23 protein-coding genes and 2 tRNA genes are annotated in these 25,974 nt (G+C 60.1%); 11 read left to right on the top strand and 14 right to left on the bottom strand.

All coding sequences use genetic code 11. From position 1 onward, the window contains the following. Positions 1–47: 47 nt before the first annotated feature. Positions 48–824 carry an alpha/beta fold hydrolase gene (locus PH558_RS16530; RefSeq protein WP_285205573.1) on the top strand — a complete coding sequence of 259 codons (777 nt, stop codon included), beginning with the start codon at positions 48–50 and terminating at the stop codon, positions 822–824. Positions 825–867: 43 nt separating this feature from the next. Here the strand turns inward: PH558_RS16530 and PH558_RS16525 are convergent, their stop codons facing one another. Continuing rightward, a complete protein-coding gene (locus PH558_RS16525) occupies positions 868–1,167 on the bottom strand; it encodes an ArsR/SmtB family transcription factor (RefSeq protein ID WP_285205572.1) in 300 nt (99 codons plus the stop codon). A gap of 55 nt (positions 1,168–1,222) precedes the next feature. On the opposite strand from PH558_RS16525, the gene PH558_RS16520 reads away from it, so the two are divergent. After that, complete coding sequence (locus tag PH558_RS16520) at positions 1,223–2,167, top strand: threonine/serine dehydratase (RefSeq protein WP_285205570.1); 945 nt, start codon at positions 1,223–1,225, stop codon at positions 2,165–2,167. 53 nt (positions 2,168–2,220) lie between these two features. Here PH558_RS16520 and hisC read toward each other — a convergent pair whose 3' ends face one another. Further along, entirely contained in the window at positions 2,221–3,279 is a 1,059-nt protein-coding gene (gene hisC, locus PH558_RS16515) for a histidinol-phosphate transaminase (RefSeq protein ID WP_285205567.1), read from the bottom strand. Between the two features lie 875 nt (positions 3,280–4,154). Continuing rightward, positions 4,155–5,078 carry a LysR family transcriptional regulator gene (locus PH558_RS16510; RefSeq protein WP_285205565.1) on the bottom strand — a complete coding sequence of 308 codons (924 nt, stop codon included), beginning with the start codon at positions 5,076–5,078 and terminating at the stop codon, positions 4,155–4,157. A gap of 179 nt (positions 5,079–5,257) precedes the next feature. On the opposite strand from PH558_RS16510, the gene PH558_RS16505 reads away from it, so the two are divergent. The 4 genes from PH558_RS16505 (at position 5,258) to PH558_RS16490 (ending at position 10,323) form a co-directional block, all read left to right on the top strand. Next, positions 5,258–6,820: an MFS transporter gene (locus tag PH558_RS16505; RefSeq protein WP_285205564.1), complete on the top strand. Its 1,563-nt coding sequence runs from the start codon at positions 5,258–5,260 to the stop codon at positions 6,818–6,820. Positions 6,821–7,059: 239 nt separating this feature from the next. After that, positions 7,060–7,407, top strand: a complete 348-nt coding sequence (locus tag PH558_RS16500) for a hypothetical protein (protein ID WP_095436203.1) — start codon at positions 7,060–7,062, stop codon at positions 7,405–7,407. A 433-nt stretch (positions 7,408–7,840) separates the two neighbouring features. Next, positions 7,841–8,902: a porin gene (locus PH558_RS16495; RefSeq protein ID WP_095434201.1), complete on the top strand. Its 1,062-nt coding sequence runs from the start codon at positions 7,841–7,843 to the stop codon at positions 8,900–8,902. A gap of 338 nt (positions 8,903–9,240) precedes the next feature. Beyond that, positions 9,241–10,323, top strand: coding sequence for a 3-deoxy-7-phosphoheptulonate synthase (locus PH558_RS16490; RefSeq protein WP_483314162.1), 1,083 nt, complete (start codon positions 9,241–9,243; stop codon positions 10,321–10,323). 30 nt (positions 10,324–10,353) lie between these two features. Here the strand turns inward: PH558_RS16490 and PH558_RS16485 are convergent, their stop codons facing one another. The 6 genes from PH558_RS16485 to PH558_RS16460 form a co-directional block, all read right to left on the bottom strand. Then, the gene (locus PH558_RS16485) at positions 10,354–10,767 is read right to left on the bottom strand and encodes a DUF6314 family protein (RefSeq protein ID WP_285205562.1); all 414 of its coding nucleotides are present in this window, start codon (positions 10,765–10,767) and stop codon (positions 10,354–10,356) included. Beyond that, on the bottom strand, positions 10,767–11,294 hold the full coding sequence (msrA, locus tag PH558_RS16480) for a peptide-methionine (S)-S-oxide reductase MsrA (protein ID WP_285205561.1): 528 nt from the start codon (positions 11,292–11,294) through the stop codon (positions 10,767–10,769). The genes PH558_RS16485 and msrA overlap by 1 nt, the downstream gene beginning before the upstream one ends. Next, complete coding sequence (gene msrB / locus PH558_RS16475) at positions 11,291–11,740, bottom strand: peptide-methionine (R)-S-oxide reductase MsrB (protein ID WP_095434197.1); 450 nt, start codon at positions 11,738–11,740, stop codon at positions 11,291–11,293. The genes msrA and msrB overlap by 4 nt, the downstream gene beginning before the upstream one ends. A 177-nt stretch (positions 11,741–11,917) precedes the next feature. Next, a complete protein-coding gene (locus PH558_RS16470) occupies positions 11,918–12,415 on the bottom strand; it encodes a GAF domain-containing protein (RefSeq protein ID WP_285205560.1) in 498 nt (165 codons plus the stop codon). 37 nt (positions 12,416–12,452) lie between these two features. Continuing rightward, on the bottom strand, positions 12,453–13,157 hold the full coding sequence (locus PH558_RS16465) for a pentapeptide repeat-containing protein (RefSeq protein WP_374430690.1): 705 nt from the start codon (positions 13,155–13,157) through the stop codon (positions 12,453–12,455). A 441-nt stretch (positions 13,158–13,598) separates the two neighbouring features. Next, a tRNA-Pro gene (locus tag PH558_RS16460) sits at positions 13,599–13,675 on the bottom strand. A gap of 304 nt (positions 13,676–13,979) precedes the next feature. Between PH558_RS16460 and PH558_RS16455 the strand changes: the two genes are divergently transcribed. Next, the gene (locus PH558_RS16455; protein ID WP_285205559.1) at positions 13,980–14,405 is read left to right on the top strand and encodes a hypothetical protein; all 426 of its coding nucleotides are present in this window, start codon (positions 13,980–13,982) and stop codon (positions 14,403–14,405) included. Between the two features lie 142 nt (positions 14,406–14,547). On the opposite strand, the gene PH558_RS16450 is transcribed toward PH558_RS16455, so the two are convergent. Continuing rightward, positions 14,548–14,622: transfer RNA gene (locus PH558_RS16450), tRNA-Gln, on the bottom strand. A gap of 158 nt (positions 14,623–14,780) precedes the next feature. On the opposite strand from PH558_RS16450, the gene PH558_RS16445 reads away from it, so the two are divergent. Beyond that, positions 14,781–15,083 carry a cupin domain-containing protein gene (locus PH558_RS16445; RefSeq protein ID WP_285205558.1) on the top strand — a complete coding sequence of 101 codons (303 nt, stop codon included), beginning with the start codon at positions 14,781–14,783 and terminating at the stop codon, positions 15,081–15,083. Continuing rightward, positions 15,080–15,988, top strand: coding sequence for an MBL fold metallo-hydrolase (locus tag PH558_RS16440; protein ID WP_285205556.1), 909 nt, complete (start codon positions 15,080–15,082; stop codon positions 15,986–15,988). Before PH558_RS16445 ends, PH558_RS16440 begins: the two co-directional genes overlap by 4 nt. A gap of 6 nt (positions 15,989–15,994) precedes the next feature. Here the strand turns inward: PH558_RS16440 and PH558_RS16435 are convergent, their stop codons facing one another. Beyond that, entirely contained in the window at positions 15,995–16,927 is a 933-nt protein-coding gene (locus tag PH558_RS16435) for a DUF1499 domain-containing protein (protein ID WP_113232087.1), read from the bottom strand. Positions 16,928–17,272: 345 nt separating this feature from the next. Here PH558_RS16435 and PH558_RS16430 point away from each other — a divergent pair, with 345 nt between their 5' ends. Beyond that, positions 17,273–17,689, top strand: coding sequence for a hypothetical protein (locus PH558_RS16430; RefSeq protein ID WP_285205555.1), 417 nt, complete (start codon positions 17,273–17,275; stop codon positions 17,687–17,689). Between the two features lie 91 nt (positions 17,690–17,780). Beyond that, on the top strand, positions 17,781–18,062 hold the full coding sequence (locus PH558_RS16425) for a hypothetical protein (protein ID WP_285205554.1): 282 nt from the start codon (positions 17,781–17,783) through the stop codon (positions 18,060–18,062). A gap of 24 nt (positions 18,063–18,086) precedes the next feature. Here PH558_RS16425 and ppdK read toward each other — a convergent pair whose 3' ends face one another. The 3 genes from ppdK to smc form a co-directional block, all read right to left on the bottom strand. Next, entirely contained in the window at positions 18,087–20,753 is a 2,667-nt protein-coding gene (gene ppdK / locus PH558_RS16420; protein WP_285205551.1) for a pyruvate, phosphate dikinase, read from the bottom strand. A gap of 191 nt (positions 20,754–20,944) precedes the next feature. After that, positions 20,945–22,270, bottom strand: a complete 1,326-nt coding sequence (locus tag PH558_RS16415) for a hemolysin family protein (RefSeq protein WP_095434188.1) — start codon at positions 22,268–22,270, stop codon at positions 20,945–20,947. Positions 22,271–22,409: 139 nt separating this feature from the next. Next, positions 22,410–25,871 (bottom strand): chromosome segregation protein SMC, encoded by a 3,462-nt coding sequence (smc, locus tag PH558_RS16410; protein WP_285205550.1) that lies wholly within the window; start codon positions 25,869–25,871, stop codon positions 22,410–22,412. Between the last annotated feature and the right edge of the window lie 103 nt (positions 25,872–25,974).

Here is a 25,974-nt window from a genome sequence, read left to right as displayed (position 1 = left end):
GATGAGACGCAGCTCGATTATGCAAACAACAATTGTCGGGTCGTAGCGTGAAAACTTTCCAATCAACAACGGTACAAGGCGCCATAAGATTTCATGACATACCGGGACCAGAGGGTGAGCCGCCGTTGCTCTTCATCCACGGTCTCGGATGCGCATCTTCGTGCGACTATCCTACGGTTGCGGCAAATCCGGCCCTGTCAGGACGGAGATTGTTGCTGATCGATTTGCCGGGATCAGGTTTCAGCGACCATCCTGCCGAATTCGGATACGGCATCGCCGACCACGCTCAAACGATCGTCGAATTTATTCGCGTCTCGAAGCTGGAGTCCGTCGATCTTTTCGGCCACAGCATGGGCGGCGCCGTCGCCATCAAGGTCGCTCATCTTCTGCATGAGCGCGTGCGGCATCTTATGTTGAGCGAGCCCAATCTCGATTCGGGAGGCGGCTTTTTCAGCCGCAAGATCGCCGAGATGAGCGAGGCCGACTATTTGGCACATGGCCATGCTGACCTCATTCGGACCTGCATGACGGACGGAAATGACATCTGGGGTGCATCTCTGTCGATATCGTCGCCCTACGCCGTTCATCGTTCCGCATCTTCCCTGGTTCTGGGCGATTTTCCGACCTGGCGCGAACAATTATATCAATTGCCGATGCCAAGGACGGTGATCTTCGGCGAAAACTCGCTGCCCGATCCGGATTGGGAAGCCCTGCCAAGACACGGAATCGGTGTGGAGATGGTCGATCAGGCGGGGCATTCGATGGCTTGGGAAAACCCTCAAGGCCTGGCGGCTGCCATAAGCCGGGGATTGACCCGGCAATAGGCTTCCCCCGATTTTTCGCTCATGAGCCGATGCCAGCGAGAGGCTAGAGGCTTGCGACGACGGCAGCCAGTGTTGCCATGCGAGCTTCATCACGTTTGTAAAAAATCCACTGCTTGATGCGCTTCGGCCGCACCAGGCCCGCTTGCACCAGAATGCGCATGTGCTCGCTCAGCGTTGCCTGAGATATCTGCAGCTTCTCGGCAATGAGGAGCGCACAGACGCCATCCTCCATAAGATCGCCATCGAGCTGCGGCGCAAAATGGGCGCAAGGATCCTTCAGCCATCGCAGGATGATGAGACGGCGTTCGTTGGCCAAGGCCTTGATAAGATCGAGCTCTTGCATTTCGTCACTTTGCTAAGTAACAAAGTTATTGTCAACTTCTGCCTGCGAGATGCCAATGCTTCCCGACACAACGATCACCCCCGAGCGCATTGCAGAAACCGAAAAGCGCATACGCCCTCATATCCGCCACACGCCGGTTCTGCATTCGGATCTCGCGGATTTCGACCTTGCCGCGGGGCCGCTGGATTTCAAGCTCGAGTTTCTGCAGCATTCCGGCTCGTTCAAGGCGCGTGGCGCCTTTTCCAGCCTGCTCGGCAGAGACGTGCCGGCCGCCGGTGTAGTTGCGGCATCCGGTGGCAATCATGGTGCAGCGGTCGCCTATGCCGCGATGCGGCTTGGCATTCCCGCGACGATCTTCGTGCCGAGCGTGACTTCGCCAGCCAAGGCCGAGCGCATCCGGAGCTACGGCGCGAACCTCGTCATCGGCGGGGAGCGTTATGCCGACGCCCTTGCCGCCAGCCAGCAGTGGAGCGAGGAGCGCGGTGCCGTGGCGATCCATGCCTATGACCAGCCAGAGACGTTGCTTGGGCAAGGAACGATCGGGGGCGAGATCGAGGCTGATATCCCTGATATCGACACGCTGCTCGTCGCCGTCGGCGGCGGCGGATTGATCGGCGGAATTGCGGCCTGGTTTCAGGGACGCGTTCGCGTCGTCGCAGTCGAACCGGAAGGTGCACCGACGCTCTGGCAGGCCTTCGAGGCCGGGCATCCGGTTGACGCTCCCGCAGGCAGCATTGCTGCCGACTCACTAGCGCCGAAGCGCGTTGGCGAGCTGATGTTCCCGATCGCCCGTGCCTATGCGCAGCGCCCCGTGCTGGTATCCGACGACGAGATCCGGCAGGCGCAGCAGACATTGTGGGACAGGCTGCGGATCGTCGCCGAACCCGGTGGTGCGACGGCCTTTGCCGCACTGCTCGCTCGCAAATATGTCCCGGCGCTCGACGAGCGAGTGGCTGTGCTGCTTTGCGGCGCCAACACGACGGCTGTTCGGTTCGACTGAGTCGTTCTGTCGGTTGGCGACTTGCCTTGGGGCGGCCGCTCCGAGGCGTGATCTTATCGCAATATTTCCTCGAGTGCCGCCACTAGCCGGTCGCACTCCTCATCCGTTCCAATTGTGATGCGCAGGAAGTCGTCGATACGCTCGGCGGAAAACCGTCTTACCAGAATGTTCCTGCTCCGAAGCTCCGCCGCCAGTTCCACACCCGGCCGGTTCGGATGCCGCGCGAACACAAAATTGGTCGATGATGGAAGGACGTGAAAACCCATTTCCCTAAGCGCGGCGGCCAGACGTTCCCGGCTGGCGATGATCATGGCACGATGGCGTTCGAACCAATCGCGATCCTTCCAGGCCGCTACCGCACCTGCCTGCGCGAGCCGGTCGAGAGGATAGGAATTGAAGCTGTCCTTGATCCTTTCCAGAGCTTCGATCAGCGGTCTCTGACCAACAGCGAAACCGACACGCAAGCCGGCAAGCCCGCGCGACTTCGACAGGGTCTGGATCACCAGGAGGTTTGGGTATGCCCGGACAAGCGGAACGACGCTCTCGCCGCCGAAATCGACATAGGCCTCGTCGATGACGACGACCTGATCGGGATGATCCTTAACAAGGCTTTCAATATCGGCCAGAGGCAGGCCGATTCCTGTCGGCGCGTTGGGATTGGGCAGAATGATCGCGCCGCAGGACTGGCGATAAGCGTCGAGGCGGACCCGCATCTCCGTATCGACCGGAACTTGGCGGAAGGCGATACCATAGAGGCGGCAATAAGTCGGATAGAAGCTGTAGCTGATGTCGGGGAAAAGCAGGGGCTCCTCATGATTCAGCAGCGCCTGGAACGTGTGGGCCAAAACCTCGTCCGATCCATTACCGACGAAGACCTCGTCCTTGTCGAGCCCGAAACTCTCGGCGATTGTAACACGCAACTCCCGCGCCATCGGATCCGGATAGAGCCGAAGCGTATCGGACGTGGCCTTCGAAATCGCCTCCAGGGCCATTGGCGAAGGACCGTAAGGGCTCTCATTGGTATTGAGCTTGGTTATGCCGCTCGTGGCCGGCTGCTCGCCGGCGACATAGGGGATCAAGGAATGAACAATAGGGCTCCAGAAGCGGCTCATCGTGATTTCCAGATTAGGCGGTTACGGGCAGTTCAGTATCGCGTATTTCAATTTTACGGGCTGTGCGGTCGCAGACGCCACAATAGAGCAGCATTCTTTCGGCGCCATACGGCGTTATACACTTACCCGTTAGCAGTTGAAGCAGGGCATAGTACCATGTGCGGCGTGTATTCGAGCTGCTTGAAGATGCCCCTCATTTTTGTTTCGCCCCCCGGGATTAGTGCCCATTGTTCGGTAGTGGGTTCTGGCTCCAAGTGAACTTTCTCCAGAACTGCTATGTTGTCATCACTCTCCAGTCTAAATGTGGTGATCCAATTCAGGCTTCCGAAGTTAGCGGTCACTTGAACGCGGTGCGAACCGACATCTGTAACCTTCACTGCCTTTTAAAGGATTTCATAGCGGGAGTTTGAAACAAGAACCAAGTCGCCGCTCCTAACCGCCCAATATTCCCCCTTACAGGAATTTCCCAAAGCGTGAAGCTCGCTTGAAATGAATTTTCGGACGAGTGCACTCTCGTTGTCTCCGGAACAGGAGTTCACGAATATACCACATAAAAAAAGAGCCATAAGGGCATGTGGCCTCCACCCATATGAACCTCCACTATTTGCCATTAAGGTACCTCTTTGCCCTACGCAACCATTGCGTGTCGCTACCTTTTAATCGCGACCGGTTAGGGGCCCTTAAATTGATTTCTTAAAGTTTTAAGAGGAATATGTTCGCCATAAACGACGCGCGCCAAAGCGTTGGCGTAGCGTCTCGCGCAGTGCGAAATGTCCGCTGTTGGTGCAAAATTGCCGCCGCCAATGTGGTGCCTGTTGCTATCTCAATCCACTTTTTTGCATAGCCGTTGAAGATTGGCCCGCATGGGCCGTGATTCATGGTTGGGCAGCAACGGGCAAAACATCGCAGCTTTTCGCGAACAGCCTCTCGCTCAGAAAATCGACGAAAACCCGAACCTTGGGCGACATATGGCGGTTGGACGGCCAGAGCAGATGGAAATGGCCGGGTTCGTCGATGAAATCGTCGAGGACCGTTCTGAGATTTCCTTCCGCAAGCGTGCTGCGCACGAGAAAATCCGGCATACAGCCGATGCCGAGGCCGGCAATGGTCGCGCCGCGCACCGCTTCCATATTGTTGCAGGAGAAGGCCGTTCGCATGCGCAGATCCGCCTCGCTCTCGGGCATTTTCAATGGCCAATCCTGCAGCTTACCGCTATTCGGGAAACGAAACCTGATGGCCAGATGCTCGTTGAGATCACGCGGGCAATCGGGAATGCCGAAGCGTTCGAGATAGCTGGGCGCGGCGCAGAGCAACATCTGAAACGGGCGCAAGGTGCGTGATATCAGTCGAGAGTCCGGCAGATCGCCGCTGCGGATCGCGACATCGACCCCCTCCTCGATCATATCGACGATACGGTCGTTGAAATCGATGTCGAGCTCGACCTCGGGATATCGAGCGACGAATTCCGGCACGACGGGCAAGAGGAAGTGATAGCTGACAATGGGTACGCTGACCCGCAGCCGCCCGCGCGGCACGGCGACCGCCTGCGCAAGCGAGGCTTGCGCATCGTCGAGATCGTCAAGCACGCGCCGGCAACGCTCGTGAAAGAGCCGCCCTTCCTCGGTCAACCGAATGCTGCGCGTGGAACGCTGCAGCAACCGGACGCCAAGCTGATGCTCCAGATTACTGACCGCCTTGCCGACAGCGGAGGCCGAAAGGCCGAGCACACGTCCGGCAGCGGCAAAGCTGCCGAGATCCGCGGTGCGAACGAAGGCTGTCAATCCGCTTAAACGATCCATGGGCGCACTCCATTCGAGAGTTTTATTCCGGTATATATGGAAAAATAGCGCAATTATCATGTGATTGCAGCGAATATATCTTGGCGCGGTCATTTGAAGCGCAGGCGCGGACCTCTGGCCAACATCACTCTCAGGATTGCCTGCCGCTTCCTTCCTTGCTCGAACCCAACGGTAATCCGATGACCTCTCCCCAGACAAAGGTCGCAAGTCCGACCGAGAAATTCTTCGTCCTTGTCGCCGTCTGCTGCGCTGCAGCGGCGATGCCGCTGACATTCACTGGCCCAGCCGTCGCCCTGCCGGCCATCAGCCGCATGCTCGGCGGCAGCCCGATCGCGCTCAACTGGGTCACCAACGCCTTCATGCTGACCTTCGGCAGCTGCCTGATGGCCTCGGGCGCGCTCGCAGACAGTTTTGGCCGCCGGCGCATCTTTCTGACCGGCGTCGGTTGCTTCGCGCTGTTCTCGGCCGGATTGGCGCTGGCCAACAACATCGTCTGGTTCGATATACTGAGGGCACTGCAGGGCCTCGGCGCCGCGGCCGCCTTTTCCGGCGGCATGGCCTCGCTGGCTCAGGAGTTCGAAGGGACGGCAAGGACGCGCGCCTTCAGCATCGTCGGCTCCAGCTTCGGCGTCGGTCTCGCCTTCGGGCCGATTGCATCCGGCCTGATGATCGATGCCTTCGGCTGGCCCTCCATCTTCATCCTCGTGGTTGCACTCGCATTGCTCGCACTTGGCCTCGGCGCCTGCTTTCTGCGCGAATCCAAAGATCCCGATGCGGCGGGGCTGGATTGGCCGGGCGCCCTGAGCTTTACACTTGCCTTGACGCTCGTCACCTATGGCGTCCTGCGCGCGCCGGAAACCGGCTGGAGTGATCCGCTCGTCATCGCCCTGCTGGTCGGCGCCGCAATGCTCTTTCTTGCCTTCGCTATCATCGAGCGCTTCGTGAAGCGACCCATGCTGGATCTCAGCCTGTTTCGCTATCCGCGTTTCGTCGGCGTGCAGCTTCTGGCGGCAGCACCCGCCTACGCTTTCGTCGTTTTGCTGATCCTGCTGCCCGTGCGCTTCGTCGGCATCGAAGGCATGAGCGAGATCGCCGCCGGACGGATGATGGTCGCGCTTTCGGCGCCGCTGCTCATCCTGCCGATCGTCGCTGGGCTCCTCACCCGCTGGTTCAGCCCCGCAACGATCTGCGGCACCGGCCTCATCATCTCGGCGACAGGCCTTTTCTGGCTTAGCCATTTTGCCGCCGGCTCGGCCCCATCCGCTCTCATCGGTCCGCTGCTGACGATCGGGGGCGGCATCAGCTTGCCCTGGGGCCTGATGGACGGGCTTGCCGTCAGCGTGGTCCCCAAGGAGCGGGCCGGCATGGCGACCGGCATTTTCAGCACCACCCGCGTCGCCGGCGAAGGGGTCGCGCTTGCCATCGTCAGTGCCATCCTCTCCGCCTTCATTCAATCGAATCTCGGCGTATCCGCCGGCGAGCACGCCGCTATGGCTGCGCAGCAGCTCGTGACAGGCAATCTGACCGCCGCGGCATCGACTGCGCCGGCGATCGGGCATGACACGCTTATTCTGGGTTATAGCAACGCCTTCGGCGCACTCCTCTGGCTTCTGACTGCCATCACTGTCCTGACGGCGATCATCGTCTTTTCCTTCCTTGGCCGTTCATCATCGACCGTTGCCGCAGAGGATGCAGAGCAATTGGACGAGGATGAAGATGCGCTTCGCGTATCGAAAGCCTAAGCAGCATTGATGACTGGCCGGAAGGTAACGCGGCCAGTCCGCCCACTGACGACGGCATAGCAAGAAGGCGAATCGAAGGCCAAACACGGCCGAAAACCTTACCGCGTCGCAACAGAATATTTCGAAACCACATAAAATGTGCGCACCAGATTCGTGCGCCGACGATCTTCGCAGCGGCGTCAGGCTGGCGTTTGCATTCGCCGCTGCTATATCATATCCCCATGATATCAGACCGGTTTTTGAAGATTATTGCCTGGACCTATATTGCGGCGCTTATTGGCGTAACGCTTGCACATCTCAATTGGCAGGCGACATTCGGCAATCCGTTTGACATCTTTCGCGCCGTTGCGCTCTGCGTAGCAGGCATGCTTGCCCGCCTCGCCTACCCGCAGTCTCCCTCCTTCACCTGCCTCCTGATGATCGGCAGCGTGCTGGCGCTTTCCGTTTCGCATCTATTGGCAAGCGGCAATTATGGGTCGCCGCTCGACATCATCGTCGGCATGACCAGCGGGCTCTGGGGCATCATGATCGGCTCTATCTTGAGCAAACTCATCGTTTCAGCCTCGAAGCGGCCAGCCTCATACTAACCGGCCGGAAGAACCGGCGAGGGCTTCAATAGACACTCTTCAGTTGCCACGCAGGGGTGATAACAGCCGACTAAGCTATTAAAAGGACAACTGCATTTGGCCGAGCGCGTCGCAACAAATATTACCGAATAATATTCGAATAAGATAAAGAACCGCATTCTATCTTAAAATGACTATTGCGTAGCCAATATTATGCAGAACTTAGCATTTTGTTTGCGCCTGTTGCTTTCTTGCAACTTGAACTTAAATTTCACGAAAAAGTCATCCCGAGAAAAATATATCATATAACTTTGTAGGAATTCGTCTTTAATAGCGACCAGAAGCGGGTGGGGCCCGTTTCTCCCGAGTCGGGGTTTTAAACAGGGATAGGGTTAAGGCACGTCGATTTTCGGCGCGATTGCCTATGCCCAATCTATATTGGATTGGAGTTTTTATGAACATCAAGAGCCTTCTTCTCGGCTCCGCTGCTGCCCTGGCAGTAGTTTCTGGCGCTCAGGCAGCCGACGCTATCGTTGCTGCCGAGCCGGAACCGCTCGAATACGTCCGCATCTGCGACGCATATGGCGCTGGCTACTTCTTCATTCCGGGCACGGAAACCTGCCTCAAGATCGGCGGTTATGTCCGTACCGAAGGAAAGTGGTACGATGCCTACAACCCGACCAGCCGGAACGGCACGCTGTGGCACACGCGCGCTCATCTGAGCCTCGACACTGCGACCGACACCGAATACGGTCCGCTGAAGACCAACACGGTCATCCGTTGGGACTGGCAGGATGGCGGCGCGACCACCACGAAGCTGCTGTTCGCAAACATCAGCCTCGGCGGTTTCCTCGTCGGTAAGGCTGACTCCCAGTACAACTCGTACATCGGTTACGCCGGCAACGTCATCAACGACGACGTGGTCAATGACGGTCCGTACGAACTGAACCAGTTGACCTACAACTACGACGCCGGCAACGGCTTCACGGCTGTGATCTCGGTTGAAGACTCGAACTCCGGTTCAGGCGCTACGGGCGTCAACGGCGAAGACAGCTCCGACCACTACGCTCCGGACGTCGTTGCCGGTGCTGGTTACAAGGCTGGCAACTTCGGCTTCAAGATCGTCGGCGGTTATGACTCCATCGTCGAAGAAGGCGCCATCAAGGCTCGCGTCGATGCCGACTTCGGCGTCTTCAAGGCCTTCGTGATGGGCGGCTGGAACACCGACGGCGACAAGCTGAACAAGTACGCAAACGCCAACGGCGCCGGCGCCGCCAAGGGCATCGGCTGGGGCGACTGGGCTGTCTGGGGCGGCGTCACCGTTCCGATCAACGCAAAGCTGCAGGCAAACGCTCAGGTTGCCTACACCGATTCGAAGATCTTCGCGGCAACCGCAAACGTCCGCTGGAACCCGGTCAAGAACCTGCAGATCACGCCGGAAGTATCCTACACCAACTGGGACTCCATCAATCAGGACCAGTGGGCTGGCGTTCTCCGCTTCCAGCGTAGCTTCTAAGACCACTTTACTGAGATCTGATCTGACTTGACCCCTGATCGGATGGGGATCGGCCTTACTTCCAGCGAAGTCGGGCCGATCCTTCCGAGACAGGGGTAAGTCATTTTTTCTGAAGGCTGGCTCTGCAACATGCCGTCTGAAATCTCGATCTTCCTCATCGACACCAGGCATTTTTTATCGTAGAGACAGCTCATGTCTTTCGCTCACGCATATTCCGCACGATTTTATTCGTACCGCTGCTCTCAGCGGAGACGGGCCTGTGCGTAGTTAGAATAGACACGACAGCAAAGACCCGAACAGCCGCTAGTTCTACCTGGCGGCTTTTTTGTCGCCACGGTATGACCCCAAAAGGAACCGATACCGTGTTGAATTCCACTGACGACTTGCGCATTGTCGAGATCACGGCGCTGACGCCGCCCTCTCGAATTATCGATGAAATTCCCCGCGACGAGGCGGTGACAGCGACTGTCACCGGGGCGCGCAACGCCGTCCACAACATCCTGTGCGACGAAGACGACCGGCTGATCGTCGTGATCGGCCCCTGCTCCATCCACGATCCGGTCGCAGCGCTTGATTACGCGGCACGGCTGAAGGAACAGCGCGACCGTTTCTCAGACGATCTGGAAATCGTCATGCGCGTCTATTTCGAGAAGCCGCGCACGACGGTTGGCTGGAAGGGCCTGATCAACGACCCACATCTCGACGGCAGCTACCGCATCGAGGAAGGCCTGCGCATCGCCCGCAAGCTGCTGTTCGACGTCAATGAGATCGGTCTGCCGGCAGGCTGCGAATATCTCGATACGATCACGCCGCAATATATTTCCGATCTGGTGAGCTGGGGCGCGATCGGCGCAAGGACGACTGAAAGCCAGGTGCATCGTCAGCTGGCATCAGGTCTATCCTGCCCCGTCGGCTTCAAGAACGGCACGAATGGCGACGTGCGCATCGCGCTCGATGCGATCGTCGCGGCATCGCAGCCGCATCATTTCCCGGCCGTGACCAAGGAGGGTCTTGCGGCGATCGCCTCGACCCGCGGCAATGATGATTGTCACATCATCCTGCGCGGCGGCAGAGAGCCCAATTATGACGCCGAAAGCGTGCAGGCGACAGCGGAACAGTCCCTCAAGGCCGGGCTCGAGCCACGCATCATCATCGACGCAAGCCACGCCAACAGCAGCAAGAACCCGGAAAACCAGCCGCTTGTCGTCACATCGGTCGCGAAGCAGGTCGCTGGGGGCGATCGGCGAATCAAGGGCATGATGATGGAGAGCAATCTCGTCGCCGGCCGCCAGGATCTCGTGCCGGGCAAGCCTTTGGTTTACGGCCAAAGCATCACGGACGGCTGCATCGATTGGCCGACCTCGGTGCATACGCTGGAAGATCTGGCGAAGGCTATCCGCGCACGACGCCGGGCACGCTAACGCGTGTCTCATTCGGGAGGCAGGTTCAGGTCAAATACGTCGGTAGTGCGCGAGGCTCAGATAGTTTTTTCTAGGGCCGCGCACATGCCACATCTCCGCCCAATCACCGGACGTGCGAAAGAACAGACGGCCCCGATAAAGATCGGGACCGCAGTGATGGCTGACGCGCTGCGAGGCGCCCTCACCGATGCGAATGAATTCCGAAAGATTGGGGAAACGCACGACGAGATCGTCGTCGGCATCGTCAAGCCGATAGGTGCGGCTGCTTCTCAGCGTCGCGTGGTCGCTTCGCGTATCGCCATGCTCCTCGAACTGGACAGGCGTAACGAACGCCTGCCCTTCGAATGTGATCAGGGAGCGATTGAAGCGATCGATGATCCGCCGCTTCACCTCCCATGTGCCGAGGAAGGGACTCAGCCGGCCAACGCCGGCCGACCCTTGCATCAGGACACCGCGCGCTGTGCTGCGTCAGCCTGCCGGCGGGGCAGTTTCCAGCCCGGCCGGATGAAGTGGCAGGTATAGCCGTTCGGATAGCGCTCCAGATAATCTTGATGCTCCGGCTCTGCTTCCCAGAAATCGCCGGCCGGTGCGACCTCGGTGACGACCTTGCCGGGCCACAGGCCCGAAGCGTCGACATCGGCGATCGTATCCAGCGCGACCTGCTTCTGCTCTTCGCTGGTGTAGAAGATCGCCGAGCGATAGCTCAAGCCGACATCGTTGCCCTGGCGGTTGCGCGTGCTCGGATCGTGGATCTGGAAGAAGAATTCCAGCAGATCGCGATAGCTGATCTTCTGCGGATCGAAAATGATTTCGATCGCCTCGGCATGGGTGCCGTGGTTGCGGTAGGTGGCATTGCGGACATCGCCGCCACTGTAGCCGACACGCGTCGAGATGACGCCGTTATAACGGCGGACGAGATCCTGCATGCCCCAGAAGCAACCGCCGGCGAGAACTGCACGTTCCGTTGTCATCTTACATCCTCCACTTGATCGATGTAGTCACCATAGCCTTCTGCTTCCATGCGGTCACGCGGCACGAAGCGAAGTGAGGCGGAATTGATGCAATAGCGCAGGCCGCCGCGATCGATCGGTCCGTCTGGGAAAACATGGCCGAGATGGCTGTCGCCGTTGGCCGAGCGCACTTCGACGCGCACCATGCCATGCGACATGTCGGTCAATTCGCTGACATTGGCGGGTTCGATCGGCTTGGTGAAGCTCGGCCAGCCGCAGCCGGAATCGAATTTATCGGCGGAGGCAAAAAGCGGCTCGCCGGAAACGATATCGACATAGATGCCGGGCTGCTTGTTATAGAGATATTCACCGGAGCCGGGACGTTCCGTGCCGCTCTGCTGCGTCACGCGGTACTGCTCAGGGGTAAGCTTGGCGATGGCCTCTGCCGTCTTGCTGTATTTGCCCATTGTTGTTCTCCTTGCCCCTTGGCACGCCCTCCGAGCTTGGCCTGGTCCTGGGGACACGGAGAGGGCCGGATGAAGCTCGAGCAGCGCTGAGGGAGTGTTTGCAAGGCCAATATAGGTATCACGCGATCGATTTGCCATATCGATCACAACTGCGTGACGCCCTGCCCTTCCTGCAGCTTAGCCATTCGCCTCGCTTGAGGCAGCATAAATCGCGGCGAGCGCCTCGATACCGGCTTGATCGTCACCATCGAAGCGGCCGGGCAGCGGGCTGTCGAGATCGATGACGCCGAAGACCTTTCCATCGCGAAAGAGCGGCACGACCAGCTCCGATCGCGAGGCCGCATCGCAGGCGATATGCCCGGGAAAGGCATGCACATCCTCGACGAGGACTGACTGCGCGCTTTCAACCGCTGTTCCGCAGACGCCGCGGCCGACGTCAATACGGACACAAGCGGGCTTGCCTTGAAACGGCCCCAGCACAAGCTCGTCTTCCCTGTGAAGGAAATAAAAGCCCGCCCAATTAAGCTCCGGCAGCATCTGGAAGATCAGCGCCGAGGTATTGGCCGCGTTGGCAATCCAATCGTGCTCGCCATCAAGCAGGGCCTTCAACTGATCCGCAAGCTCTCGATAGAATTCGGGCTTGCTGTCGTGTTGGATCGCTTTTTCTACGAACATGGGTTTGCTCTTTCGAGTGTCTGTCGCGAAGAGAGTGTCAGTCCTTCTCATCCGGCGGGCAAGGCCAGCTGGAGGGCGCCTTCAACCAGGACGGTAATATGGTCGTATTGTCCCCACAAGCCAGATTGATCTGCGCCTGCTGCAGACCGCTTGCCTTCGACAGATCAAGACCCTCGATGCGCGTCAGATACATGAAGGCGCCACTGAAGGAGGTCGATCCGTCCATCACCGCACCATTCAACGTGGCGCGCGAGAGATTGGCGAAGGAGAAATTCGCGCCCGTCAGCACGGCCTTGTCGAAATCGGCACGGCCGAGCTCCGCCTTCTGAAAATCGGCGTTCTTCAGCTGCGCGCCGGCAAATTCGGCGCGCTGCAATTCCGCATTGGCGAAGGACGCGCCATTGGCAGAGGCGTTGCTGAAATCGGAACGATATGCCTCGATCTTGGCGAAGTTGGCGCCATCGGCCTTGGCATTCTTCAGCCAGGCACGCACCAGAGTCGCTTTCTCAAGATTGGCCGAGGTCAGATTGGTGTCGCTGAGATCGGTGCTGTCGAAATGCGCGCCTGCCAGATTGGCACCGTGAAGGTCGCTGCTCTGCAGCATGATATTGGTCTTGCTGCAGCCGCTCCAGTCGAGCCCGGGTCCGGCGACATTGCCACAATCGGCAGCGCGCAGGGCATTGCTGCTGGAACCCAGAAGAAATGCGGCGCTCAAAGCCAGCACACTGAAGCCGGTCGCGATTCCCAACCTCTTCCCAACGGCCTTACTGCGCAAAGCGCTGCTAGTCTGCCGTCGCCCCATGATCGTCTCCCCAGCCAATCTGGCCACCCCGTCAACAAGATCCATTCCGTTACTCCGCTCCAGCACCTGCCAGCCGAACTCTCGTCTGAGTCGGATGCACGTCCCTCTTCCTTGTATATGGTGCTTCGGGCGACAAAAAGAGCCGGTTTTGTAAAAGCGTATCCGAGGCACGGTTTGGATGTGAGCTTATGAAAGGGGGAATAGGCCGACAGGCACCAGAAGGATTGTGGCAAAGCCTAAGACACCCGTCCTTGAGGAGCGAGACGGCCTGATCGAAATGCCGCGATCAGGCATTGGCAAAATGCCGCCCAGCCTTGCAAGGCGAGCAGATAGCACTCTTAAATGGGAGATTTTTTCGGGAACGAGATCAGTATCTTAAGCTGGTCGGAGTGGAGTGATTCGAACACTCGACCCCCACGTCCCGAACGTGGTGCGCTACCAGACTGCGCTACACTCCGTGACCAGCGGCGCTTCTATAGACCAGCCATTTTTGATGCACAAGCACCAAATTCAAAAAAAGCATCTGATTTTTGACGAAAAAATTACAACCGCATCTGCCTAGAAAACCGGCAGGAAACAGCGGCCGAAAATGCCGGCGTGCAAAAGACGCAACAGATCAAGTAAAATCCCGTTCGTACACGCGGATGGGAATTTTCTTTTGCCGGCTTTGGCGCTAAAGCCCTAAGCGGGACAGGTGGAAAATGCCGTGGGACAGCGGCCTTTCCGCAACCTTATGCGTGACAGAAGCTCAAGGACGACACAATGAATATCCGCATGATGACCGCGGCTGGACTGTTGCTGGCGCTGGCCGGTTGCAGCACCACGACGACAACAACGACAGCAGCCCTGCCGCTGCTTGCGAAGAACCCGGTTCAGGATCGCTGGCAGGGCCAGTCCGCAGGCCGCTTCTTCGCGGCTTACGGCCCGCCGATCTCAGATCGTGACGAAGGCGGCAACCGCGTCTACACCTGGCGTGGCGGCTACAAGAACGTCACCATCGTCAACAAGGAAGGCAAGAAAGCCGGCAAGCGCTCCCTCAGCTGCAAGGCCGACATCGTCACCAATCAGAGCTACGAAATCCGCTCCGTCAAAATCCTTGGCGACCAGCCCGGCGTCAACGGCCCGTCCTACTGTGCCGAGCTTCTGGCACCGGTGGAAAAGACTGCAAAAGCCGAACAAGCGGACTGAGGCCAAAAGCTTCATCGCGAAGCAATATCAACGGGCGGCCTGCGAGGGCTGCCTGTTTTTGTTTGCAAGTCACGCGCCTAGCGCCCACCGTCTCAATACAAAGAGGATTGTCCTTGTGTCCAGAACGGACCCGTTGGAAAAATGGCTGGGGCGCCAGGATTCGAACCTGGGAATGCCGGTACCAAAAACCGGTGCCTTACCGCTTGGCGACGCCCCAACAGAGGAACTGGCTGTCATGCCAGCCAAATCGGCGTCTGATTAGCAAAGGTCGCTTGCCGCTACAATGACTAAGTGATGCATGGATGCATATTTCTGTGCGCTTTTTCGGGCGCTATGATAGGTCTTGCTGCACTGCATTCGAAATGAGGAGGCTTGATGAGCCAGTTTCGCGCCCGCCCGCCAGCCATGCCCACGGTGCTTCTCGATGATGCCGTCTGCCGCATCACGCGTTGGGATTTCGAGCCTGGCGCCGATACTGGCCATCATGTCCATGGCCTCGGCTATGTCGTGGTGCCGATGACGGATTGCGAGTTTCTGCTCGAGGAGCCCGGCGGCATCAGGCGCGTCGATATCGCCAAGGGTGCCGCCTATCGGCGCGAGGCCGGCGTCGAGCACAATGTCGTCAATGCCGGCTCAGAGCCTATGTCATTCATCGAAATCGAATACAAGCAATCATGAGCACGCCTGACTTCGACCTTGCCTTCGAGCCTGCCTATGGCCGCGCTGTCCCCGTTGCGCCGGGCATCGAGCGGATAACGGTCAACAACCCAAGCGCCTTTACCTTTCATGGAACCAACAGCTACATAGTCGGTGGCTCTTCCGTGGCGGTCATCGATCCCGGCCCGGAGAATGATGCGCATTTCACCGCCCTGATAGCGGCACTGAAGGGGCGCGAGGTCACGCATATCTTCGTCAGCCATACCCACCGCGATCACTCGCCGCTGGCGAAAAGGCTTAAAGAGGCGACGGGGGCGCTGACCGTCGGCGAAGGGCCGCATCGGGCCGCGCGCCAGCTGCATCAGGGCGAGATCAATCCCTTTGCCGAAAGCTCCGACATGGAGTTTCAACCGGATATCGTGCTCGCCAATGGTAAAAGCGTCTCCGGGGACGGTTGGACGATGACGGCACTGCTGACGCCCGGCCACACCGCCAATCATGCCTGCTTCGCGCTCGAGGGCATGGGTATCGTCTTTTCCGCCGATCATGTCATGGCCTGGGCAACCTCGATCGTCGCGCCTCCTGACGGATCGATGGCGGATTACATGGCTTCGCTGGAGCGGCTTCTCGCTCGCGACGACCGGCTACTCCTGCCCGGACATGGCGGGCCGGTGAAGGAGCCGGCCTCCTTCATGCGCGGCCTCAGAACCCACCGCCGCATGCGCGAGCGCGCCGTATTGGAACGCATCAAGGCCGGGGACCGGCTGATCCCGGACATGGTGAAGGCCATCTATCGCGATACGGATCCGCGCCTGCATGGCGCAGCGGCACTTTCGGTGCTGGCGCATCTGGAAGACTTGGTGGAGAAGGGTCAGGTGGAAACCGATGGGCCGCCGGCGCTGTTAGGAACATATCGACCGGCTTGAACCGTCTCAGCTTCCGGCGATGCCGAGCAGTTCGGCATCCAGCGCCTTCAGGTAACCATCGGCCAGATCAGCGCTGACGCCGAGATCATCCTGGCCATAGCGGGAGGCAACACGGATATCGACGAGCGTCGTTTCCGCCTCCTCGCGAATACGGATCAGTATGTCGCATGGCAGGCCAAAAATGCGGGTTCGCACGTCGCCCTGCAGGATGACATCGGTATTCTGGCGGATGAGTTCCGCCACTCCATCACGGAAGGGACGTGGCGTCGGCACGGGAACGATGGCGGGCACATCTCCGGCTGCGCTGTCATCCTGGGCTGGATTGACGGTCTGCGGGCGTCCACGCCGCTTCGGCCTCACATTGCCATTCGGATCGGCCACATCGGCGCCTTCGGCCTTGACGATGGTGATGTGATAATCATGCGCGACCTTGCGCACCGCCTCCAGAACACGGTCGGCAGCGCCCTCGTAGCGGCGGCTGATCAAGGCGGGATAGGCATCGAACTGCGCCTCGCGTTCCTGCTGCGTCACCAGATGGCGCGGCGGCAGCCACAGCTGCCGCGCATCCGGTGTTGCCAGCCATTCCGGCGGATCGTTGAGATCGGTCGAAATCTCGTAGATATGCGGCCGGGTCCAGTAGCGCTCGGCACCGAAGCCGAAAATGGCAAGCGGCAGGGCGGCATAGATGAGAGCCTTGACGGCGGAGACGCCGCCAATGGCGGCACTCTGCCAAAGCTGAGCAAGGCCGACCAGCGCAAGCAGCACCGCCAGAATGGCACAGCCGGCGGAAATCAGGAGCAGCAGAACGAAGTAAGGCGTTTCCAGCGGCGCGAAGCGATGGCCGATCAGGGTCACCCCGCAGAGCACCAAGGCAAACGAAGCAATCAGACGCGCGGCGCGGGCGGCATGTGAAACGGGACGGTCGAAGCGAATGGTCATCAAGGGCTCGTCGGCGCGTCGGATCGGAAGCCGGATGCACCGAATCCCAAAATACGACCTATGTTTAGATCAAGAAACGGCGAAAATAAATCGAATGTCACGGCACCAACATGCAATGTTCTCTCAAGGCTCAAACCAGTAACGCCTAAAGCGCGTCGCGATCTCTGAGATTCGCTCCTCGCGCTTTAGGCCCTCGTTTCTTCGCATGACGTTATCGCAAAACCGCTACGCACTTTTGCGCGCCATGCTTTAGACCAAAAACGTGAGCGCTTGCTTAAATTCCTAAAAAAGGCCATTCTTTAGCGTTTTATCGAGGCTTCGAAAGGACTTGATGAGATGGAACCGATGCTTTCTCAAGACGTCGCTGCCAAGGCACTGCCGGGCGCGGCAATTGCCGGAGCCGATACGGTCGACCCTATTCTGCCGTTGGAACTCCTGGAGCTGGAGCTTTCGCTCGAAGGTTTTTCCGGCGGGGAACCGGGCTTTTGCGAGGCCGTGCGGCACGCCACCTCGGCGGTGCACGGCGATTTCCTCTTCGATCTCCCCGCAGCAGGACTGATCTCCGATTGCCGGAGGCTGGCCGTCATCCGGATTCCCGAAAGCGATGCGACGATGCGCACGCTCTTTGCCGCGCTGGACGAGGATGGCGCGGAAATCCGTTTGCTGCAGCCGGACGAAGAGACCGAACACCTGTTACGTTTCGCCGATGCCTTCGTCGATCTCTTGCAAAGGCTGCCGGCAAAGCCCAAGGAAGCAGCGTAAGCTATCCGGCCTACGGTCCAATACGCCTTTCGCGCCATGCCGCGTGGCGCTATAGTTCGTGCCTGCACATCAGCATCCAGGACACAAAGTCATGCGTATCGCCGCCTCCATCCTTTCCCTCCTCACCATCACGCTTGCGCTCTCCTCCTGCCAGACTGCCGAGGAAATACGCGCGGCTGACGAGGCGAGATGCAGTGGCTACGGCTTCAGGCCAGGCACCCAAAACTTCGCTAATTGCCTGATGAATCAGGATCTTAGCCGGCGCGCGGACCAGCGGGCTTTCATGGAAAGCAATGATGATTTCTTCTGGGGTCCGACCGTCGTCGTTGGCGGCCCGGGATATTACTATCATCGCGGCTACTGGCGGCACTGACCGGGATATTTCAGCTTTAGAGAATCAGGCTCGCCCTTTGATCGCCGCCTGGGCTGCGGCAAGCCGCGCGATCGGCACGCGGAAGGGGGAACAGGATACATAGTCCAACCCGATATCCTCGCAGAAATGGATCGAGGCGGGGTCGCCGCCATGCTCGCCGCAGATGCCGAGCTTCATATCGTTGCGCGTGCGGCGGCCACGCTCCGATGCAATGCGGATGAGCTCGCCGACTCCGTCGAAATCGAGCGATATGAAAGGATCGTGCTCAATGATGCCCTTGCGCTGGTACGTCGGGATAAAAGCGGCGGCGTCATCGCGCGACATGCCAAATGTCGTCTGCGTCAGGTCGTTCGTGCCGAAGGAGAAAAATTCGGCAGCCTCTGCGATGATATGGGCGCGCAAGGCGGCGCGTGGCAGCTCGATCATCGTGCCGACGAGATAGTCGATCTTCATCTTCGCTTCGGTCATCACGGCGCGCGCCACCTCGTCGATGCGGGCCTTGACGTAATCGAGCTCCGAGCGCAGGCCAACGAGCGGCACCATGATTTCGGGTACAACGGCGGCCCCCGTTTCGCGTGCGGCGAGGACCGCCGCTTCGAAGATCGCGCGGGCCTGCATCTCGACGATCTCCGGATAGGAAATCGCCAGACGACAGCCGCGATGGCCGAGCATGGGATTGAACTCGTGCAGCGCATCCACCCTCTGGCGCAGGGCGGCCGGCTCCATGCCCATGATGCCGGCAACCTCGGCGATTTCCTCATCCGTTTTCGGCAGGAATTCGTGCAGCGGCGGATCGAGCAGCCGGATCGTCACTGGCAGGCCATGCATGATGGTGAACAGGCCGGTAAAATCGAGTCGCTGCATTGGCATGAGCTTGGCAAGGGCGGCACGGCGGCCCGCTTCATCCTCCGCAAGGATCATCTCGCGCATCACATGGATGCGATCGCCCTCGAAGAACATATGCTCGGTACGGCAAAGGCCGATGCCCTCGGCGCCGAAGGAACGGGCCGCGCGCGCATCGGCGGGTGTGTCGGCATTGGTGCGCACAGTCATGCGGCGCGAGCGGTCCGCCCAAGCCATGATGCGCCCGAAATCGCCCGACAATTCCGGCTGGATCATCGGCACTTCGCCCTTCAGGACCTGGCCGCTAGAGCCGTCTATCGTGACGATATCACCTTTCTTCAAGGTGACGCCAATGCCGATCAGCTTTTCATTGCGCATGTCGATGCGCATGGTTCCGGCACCGACGACGCAAGGAATACCCATGCCGCGGGCAACGACGGCTGCGTGACTGGTCATGCCGCCGCGCGTGGTCAGGATGGCCTCGGCGGCATGCATGCCATGAATATCTTCAGGGCTCGTCTCGATTCGCACGAGGATCGCCTTGCGACCTTCTTCCTCGGCAATGATCGCCTCTTCGGCGGTAAAGACGATCTCGCCGGTGGCAGCACCAGGCGATGCAGGAAGACCGGAGCCGATAACCTCGCGGCGGACGCGCGGGTCGATCGTCGGGTGCAGAAGCTGGTCCAGTGTCGTCGGCTCGATGCGGGAAACCGCTTCGTCTTCCGTGATCAGCCCTTCATCGACCATGTCGACGGCGATCTTCATCGCAGCCTTGGTGGTTCGCTTGGCATTGCGCGTCTGCAGCATCCAAAGCTTGCCGCGTTCGATGGTGAACTCCAGGTCCTGTACGTCGCGGTAATGCGCTTCCAGCTGTGCGCAAATACTGCGAAACTCGGCAAAGGCTTCCGGCATCAGCTTTTCCATTGACGGCTTGTCATAGCCCGACGCGATGCGGGCGACTTCCGTGATGCTTTGCGGCGTGCGGATGCCGGCAACGACATCCTCGCCCTGCGCATTGACGAGGAATTCGCCGTAAAGCTCCTTCTCGCCGGTCGAGGGATTGCGGGTGAAGGCGACGCCTGTCGCGGACGAATTGCCGAGATTGCCGAACACCATCGCCTGGATATTGACGGCGGTGCCCCAGGCCTCGGGAATATTGTGCAGATTGCGATAGGTGACGGCGCGCGCGTTCATCCAGCTGGCAAAAACGGCACCGACAGCACCCCAGAGCTGAACCTCCGGCTCCTGTGGGAAGGCCTCGCCCAATTCTTCCTCGATGACTGCCTTGTAGATCGAGACGACATGCTGCCATTCAACGGCGGTGAGATCGGTATCGAACTCATGACCGAACCGCGCCTTCTCATCCTCCAGAATCTCTTCGAAGACCTCATTGTCGAGACCCATGACGACATCGGCATACATCTGAATGAAGCGGCGGTAGCTGTCCCAGGCGAAACGAGCATCGCCGGCATCGTGGCCGAGCGCCTGCACTGTAGCGTCATTGAGCCCGAGATTGAGAACCGTGTCCATCATGCCCGGCATAGAGGCACGGCCGCCGGAGCGCACGGATACCAGCAGCGGTCGTTCCGTATCGCCGAACTTGCGCCCGGTGATGGCCTCCATTCGCTGCAGACCTCGCATGACCTGCGGCTTCAGCTCCTCAGGGATTTTGCGGCCGTTCTTGTAATAGAAGCTGCAGACATCGCTGACGATCGTCAGTCCCGGTGGAACCGGCAGGCCGAGATTGCACATTTCAGCAAGATTTGCGCCCTTGCCGCCGAGCCGTTCAAAATCGCCGGCGCCCCCCTCGGCCTTACCGTCGCCGAATGTGTAGACCCAATTCGTCATCGTCTCCGTCCAACTCCTCCGGTGCTCCCGATTTCGATCAATTGATCGAAATCGGGAGCCTCCGGGTCCATTCAAAGCGACTTGACGGCTAAAGCGGTTCAACTTTTTCACGGAACCTCTGAACCGCTCTAGCTCTTTGTTTTCACGCAATTCCGGATGGAAAACCGCTGCGCACTTTTCCTGGAATTGCTCTAAGCTTGCGGCTCGCGCTGGGCGAGGATCTTGTCGATGCGCATGCCGTCGAGATCGACGATCTCGAAATGCCAGTCCCCAAAGGAGAAGCTTTCACCCACCTCCGGCAGATGGCCGAGCTGGTAAAGCGCAAAGCCTGCGAGCGTATGGAAATTGACGTCCTCGTCGCTGAAGCGAAGTCCGAGCCGCGCGAAGGCGTCATAGACCGGCATCATACCTTCCATCAGCAGCGATCCGTCGGCGCGCTCGACGACATCGGGCGTGTCGTTGTCCATGTCGGGCAGATCGCCGGCGATCGCTTCCAAAAGATCCGTTTGCGTGACGATGCCTTCCAGGCTGCCATATTCGTCGATGACCATGGCGAGGCGAACGGGGGCACGCTTGAAGTTTTCCAGCACCTTGAAGACGGCCGTAGATTCATGAACGACCAGCGGCTGGCGGATGACGGCCATCGGGTTCAGCGGCTCGCCATTCAGAAGCTGATCGAGCAGATCCTTCTTCAAGATCATGCCGATCGGCTCGTCGATCGAGCCGCGGCCGACGAGAAGCTGCTCGAAGCGGCTTTCACGGATGGTCTTCTGCATTTCTTCCGGCGGATCGTCGGCATCGATCCATTCGACCTCGAGCCGCGGCGTCATGATGTCGGAGACATCGCGGTCGCCGATATTGAAGACGCGTTCGACCAGATCCTGCTGCGCCTGCTCCAGAAGGCCCGCCTCCTGGCTTTCGGCAATCAGCAGCTTGATCTCGGCCGGCGAATGCAGCGAACCCTCGCCTGCGCCAGGGCGCAGCCCGAAGAGGCGAAGCACGAGATTGCCGAGGCCGTTGAGCACGGTGATGGCCGGGCGCAACAGGAAGAGGAACAGGCCGAGCGGTCGCACGACACCGAGCGCAGTGCCCTCGCTGCGCTGCAACGCCAGGCTCTTCGGCGCGAGTTCACCAAGCACGATATGAAGTGCCGTGATGATAATGAAGGAAATGGCGACGGCGATCGCATGCGACCCAGCCGCGGCCCATGTTCCAGGCAGAAAATCGAGCAGAGGCTCGAGCAGATGAGCAAGAGCGGGTTCGCCGACCCAACCAAGCGCCAGCGACGAAATGGTGATGCCGAGCTGCGTGGCGGCCAGATTGGCGTCGAGATTGTCGACCGCCTTTTGCAGCGCCTTGGCGTTCATCCGCCCTTCGGCAACAAGTTCCGTCACGCGGCTGCGGCGAACGGACACCAGAGAGAACTCCGCCGCAACGAAAAAACCGTTGGCGGCGACGAGCAGCAATACGGCAAGTATTCCGAGGATATCGAAAATACCGCCAGTCGAATCAGACATACTTCCCTTCCGGGCGGATCAGCGCCCATGTTGTTGATCGAAGACCGAAACTAGCACGCTTTCATGATGCGCGGCAGCCGACGCGGCAATTTCTTGTCGAAACGGGAACAGTTTTCTCAATCCAGACGTGGAACGGCGCTCAAGCGATTTCGCGCAGCCGTTCGGCGGTTTGCAGATCGACAGAAACGAGTTGCGAGACGCCCTGCTCCGCCATGGTGACGCCGAAGAGGCGATCCATGCGGGCCATGGTGATGGGATTGTGCGTGATGACTACGAAGCGAGTCTCAGTAGAGGCCGCCATCTCGTCCATGAGGTTGCAGTAGCGCTCGACATTGTGGTCGTCGAGCGGCGCATCCACTTCGTCCAGGACGCAGATCGGCGCGGGATTGGTGAGGAACACCGCAAAGATCAGTGCCATGGCCGTCAGCGCCTGCTCGCCGCCGGAAAGCAGCGTCATGGTCTGCGGCTTTTTGCCCGGCGGGCGGGCGAGAATTTCGAGGCCTGCCTCCAGCGGATCATCCGACTCGATGAGCTGCAGTTCCGCCGTGCCGCCACCGAAAAGATGGGTGAACAGCCGCTGGAACTGCGCATTGACGATGTCGAAGGCGACGATGAGGCGTTCGCGACCCTCGCGGTTGAGGCTCTGGATCGCGCCGCGCAGCTTCCGGATGGCGTCGATGACGTCATCGCGCTCCTTGATCAGCGCTTGCAGCCGCTCCGTCAGCTCCTTGCTTTCCTCCTCGGCGCGCAGATTGACGGCACCGAGACGCTCACGTTCGATCTTCAGGCGCTCCAGCTCGCGCTCGACCTCGCGCAGATCAGGCACGTTTTGCGATGCTGAAAGGCCGGTCAGGCGCATGGCCTCATGCGGCTCGACATTCAGGGACTGGCGGATGCGCAATTCGCTTTCCTGCCGACGCTCACGCGCCGACACCAGCCGCTCCTCGACGCGGCCGCGCTTTTCCCGGCTTTCGGCAAGCTCGGAGAGTGCCGTCGCCGCATGGCGATCGGCTTCGCGCTGGATGCCTTCAGCTTCGGCAAGGCGATCGGCGGCCTGGCGGCGAGCCTCCTCGGCCTTCTGCAACTCGTTCATCAAGGCGCGGCGCTTGTCGTCGAACTCATCGGGTGCCAAATCGAGCTCGGCCGCCTCCTCGCGCGCTTCCTCTTCACGGTCGCGCAGCGTCTGAATGTGCTCCTCGGCGCTGGCTGCGCGCTGACGCCAGGTGTCGCGCTCCTGGCGGATCGCCATGATACGACGTTGCCGCGCCTCGTTTTCGCGGTTCAGGCCCTCATGGCGGGCGCGTGCTTCGGCCAGCACACCGCGATCCGTCGCGACTTCAGCCTGCTGGTCGCGCAGCTTCAGATCGATGGCGTCGAGATTCGGCGCATCTTCCAATTCGATGCGGGCGTTCTCTTCCTGCATGACAACGTCTTCCAGCTGCTCCTGCAGCCGACTGACGGCCTCGACGATGACGTCGCGGCGGCGGATAAGATCGCCGGAAGCCCGTTCCGCCGCAGCTAGCGCTTCGCGCGCCTCGGCCAGATGACGGGCTGCAAGGCGGCTTGCGTCACGGGCGGTGGCCAAACGGCCTTCTTCGCCCCGGATCGCATCGGCGGCGGCAGAGAGGCGCTCCTCGGCCTCGACAAGCACATCACGGGCGAGCTCGGCTTCAGCCTCCAGCTCGGAGAGGCGGTTCTTCTGGGCGAGCCGCAGGGCAGCCGCACTCGGCGCATCCGCTCCGGTCACGTGACCATCCCAGCGGAACACGGCGCCATCCCTGGTCACCAGCCGCTGTCCCGGCTTCAGCTCGGGCATCAGCCGCAGCGCATCTTCCACCGAGACAATGCCGATCTGGCGTAGACGGCGCGTCAGTGCCGCCGGCGCGCCGACATGGGTAATCAGCGGCGCGGCGCCTTCCGGCAAGGCCGGGTCGTTAGCACCGCTGCCATTGTCCGACCAATAGACCGGTGCCTCGGAATTGAGCGAGGATTCCAGATCATCGCCAAGTGCAGCGCCAAGCGCCGTTTCGAAGCCACGGTCGACACGCAGCTCTTCGGCAACAGGCGAAAAGGCACCGGACGTGTCGCCCGCCGCCAACATCTTGGAAATGGTCCGCGCCTCGGTTTCCAGCGCATTCAGACGCGCCCGCGCCTGCTCGACCGGACCACGCGACAGCGCCTCGGTTTCACGCGCCTTGGCAAGAACGGCTTCGATGCGCTGGATCTCGCTTTCCGCATCCGCAACGACACTTTCCGCCGCCTCGACCATGTCGCGCTTTTCACTCGGGTCGGGCAGATCGGCCATCTTCTCGTCAATGGCGGCAAGCTCGCGGTTCGCTTCATCGGCCTGTCGCTCGAGCCGCATCTTGCGATCGGCCAGATCGCGGATGGCGCGCTCCAGCTGATTACGGGCAGCGGCAGCTTCGGCGCGTTCTGCGGTCAGAACAGTAAATATCCGCTCGCTGTCAGCGAGCTTGGCGGCGGCCTCCTCGAAGGCGATACGCGTCTCTTCCGCAAGCCTACCGGAATCGGCAAGAATATCGGCGAGATCGGCTTCTTCTGCGTCGAGCTTTTCCAAAATAGCGGCATTGTCGGCGACGAGGCGCTGCTCGCGGTTGATATCCTCTCCGAGCTGCGCCAGACGACGGATCAACTCATCCCGCCGCCGCAGGATACGATTGACATCCTCCTCCAGCTGCGAACGGGCAATCTGCAGACGCTGCAAAGCGGCGGCGGCTTTCGCCTCTTCGTCGCGCAGTTCCGGCAGCTTGAAACTGGCGATGCCCTGTGCCTTTGCCGCTTCCATCTGGACCTGCGCCTTTTCGGCGACAAGCACGGTTGCCTGGTTCAGCGCGCTATCGGCCTCGGCTTCGGCTTCCTTGGCCTGCACCCAGCGGATATGCAACAGCATCGCCTCGCGGGCGCGGATATCGGCGGAGAGCATCTTGAAGCGGTTGGCCTGCCGCGCCTGGCGCTTCAGGCTCTCGATCTGGCTTTCGAGCTGCGACGTTACATCGTCAAGCCGCTCGAGATTGCTTTCGGCGGCACGAAGGCGCAGCTCGGCTTCATGGCGGCGCGAGTGCAGGCCAGAAATGCCCGCCGCTTCTTCGAGCAGCTGGCGTCTCGCCTGGGGCTTTGCCTGGATCAGCTCGCCGATACGCCCCTGCCCGACCATGGAAGGCGAACGGGCACCGGTAGAAGCGTCGGCGAACAGCAGCTGCACATCCTTGGCGCGCGCTTCCTTGCCGTTGATACGATAGACCGAGCCCTGCTCGCGTTCGATGCGGCGCGTCACCTGGATTTCGTCGCTGTCGTTGAAAGCGGCGGGCGCAGTGCGATCGCTATTGTCGAGGTAGAGGCCGACTTCGGCGGTGTTGCGGGCCGGGCGATTGCCGGATCCGGAGAAGATCACGTCGTCCATGCCGGAGGCGCGCATGTTCTTGTAGGAATTCTCGCCCATCACCCAGCGCAGGGCTTCGACAAGATTGGACTTGCCGCAGCCATTCGGGCCGACGACACCGGTCAAGCCGCGCTCGATAACGAATTCCGCCGGTTCGACGAAGGATTTGAAGCCGACAAGCCTCAGTCTATTGAACTTCATGGGCTGATCTCCGCCCTCCCCTCGAAGGGGAGGGTCGGACCGAAGGTCCGGAGTGGGGTGATCATGCGTTCACCCCAGAAATCACCCCCACCCGCGCGTTCCG

It is taken from the genome of Rhizobium pantanalense (assembly GCF_030182525.1).
Taxonomy (GTDB): domain Bacteria; phylum Pseudomonadota; class Alphaproteobacteria; order Rhizobiales; family Rhizobiaceae; genus Rhizobium.
Note: the sequence above shows the minus strand (reverse complement) of the source record. Positions and strands in the feature narration are given on the sequence as shown.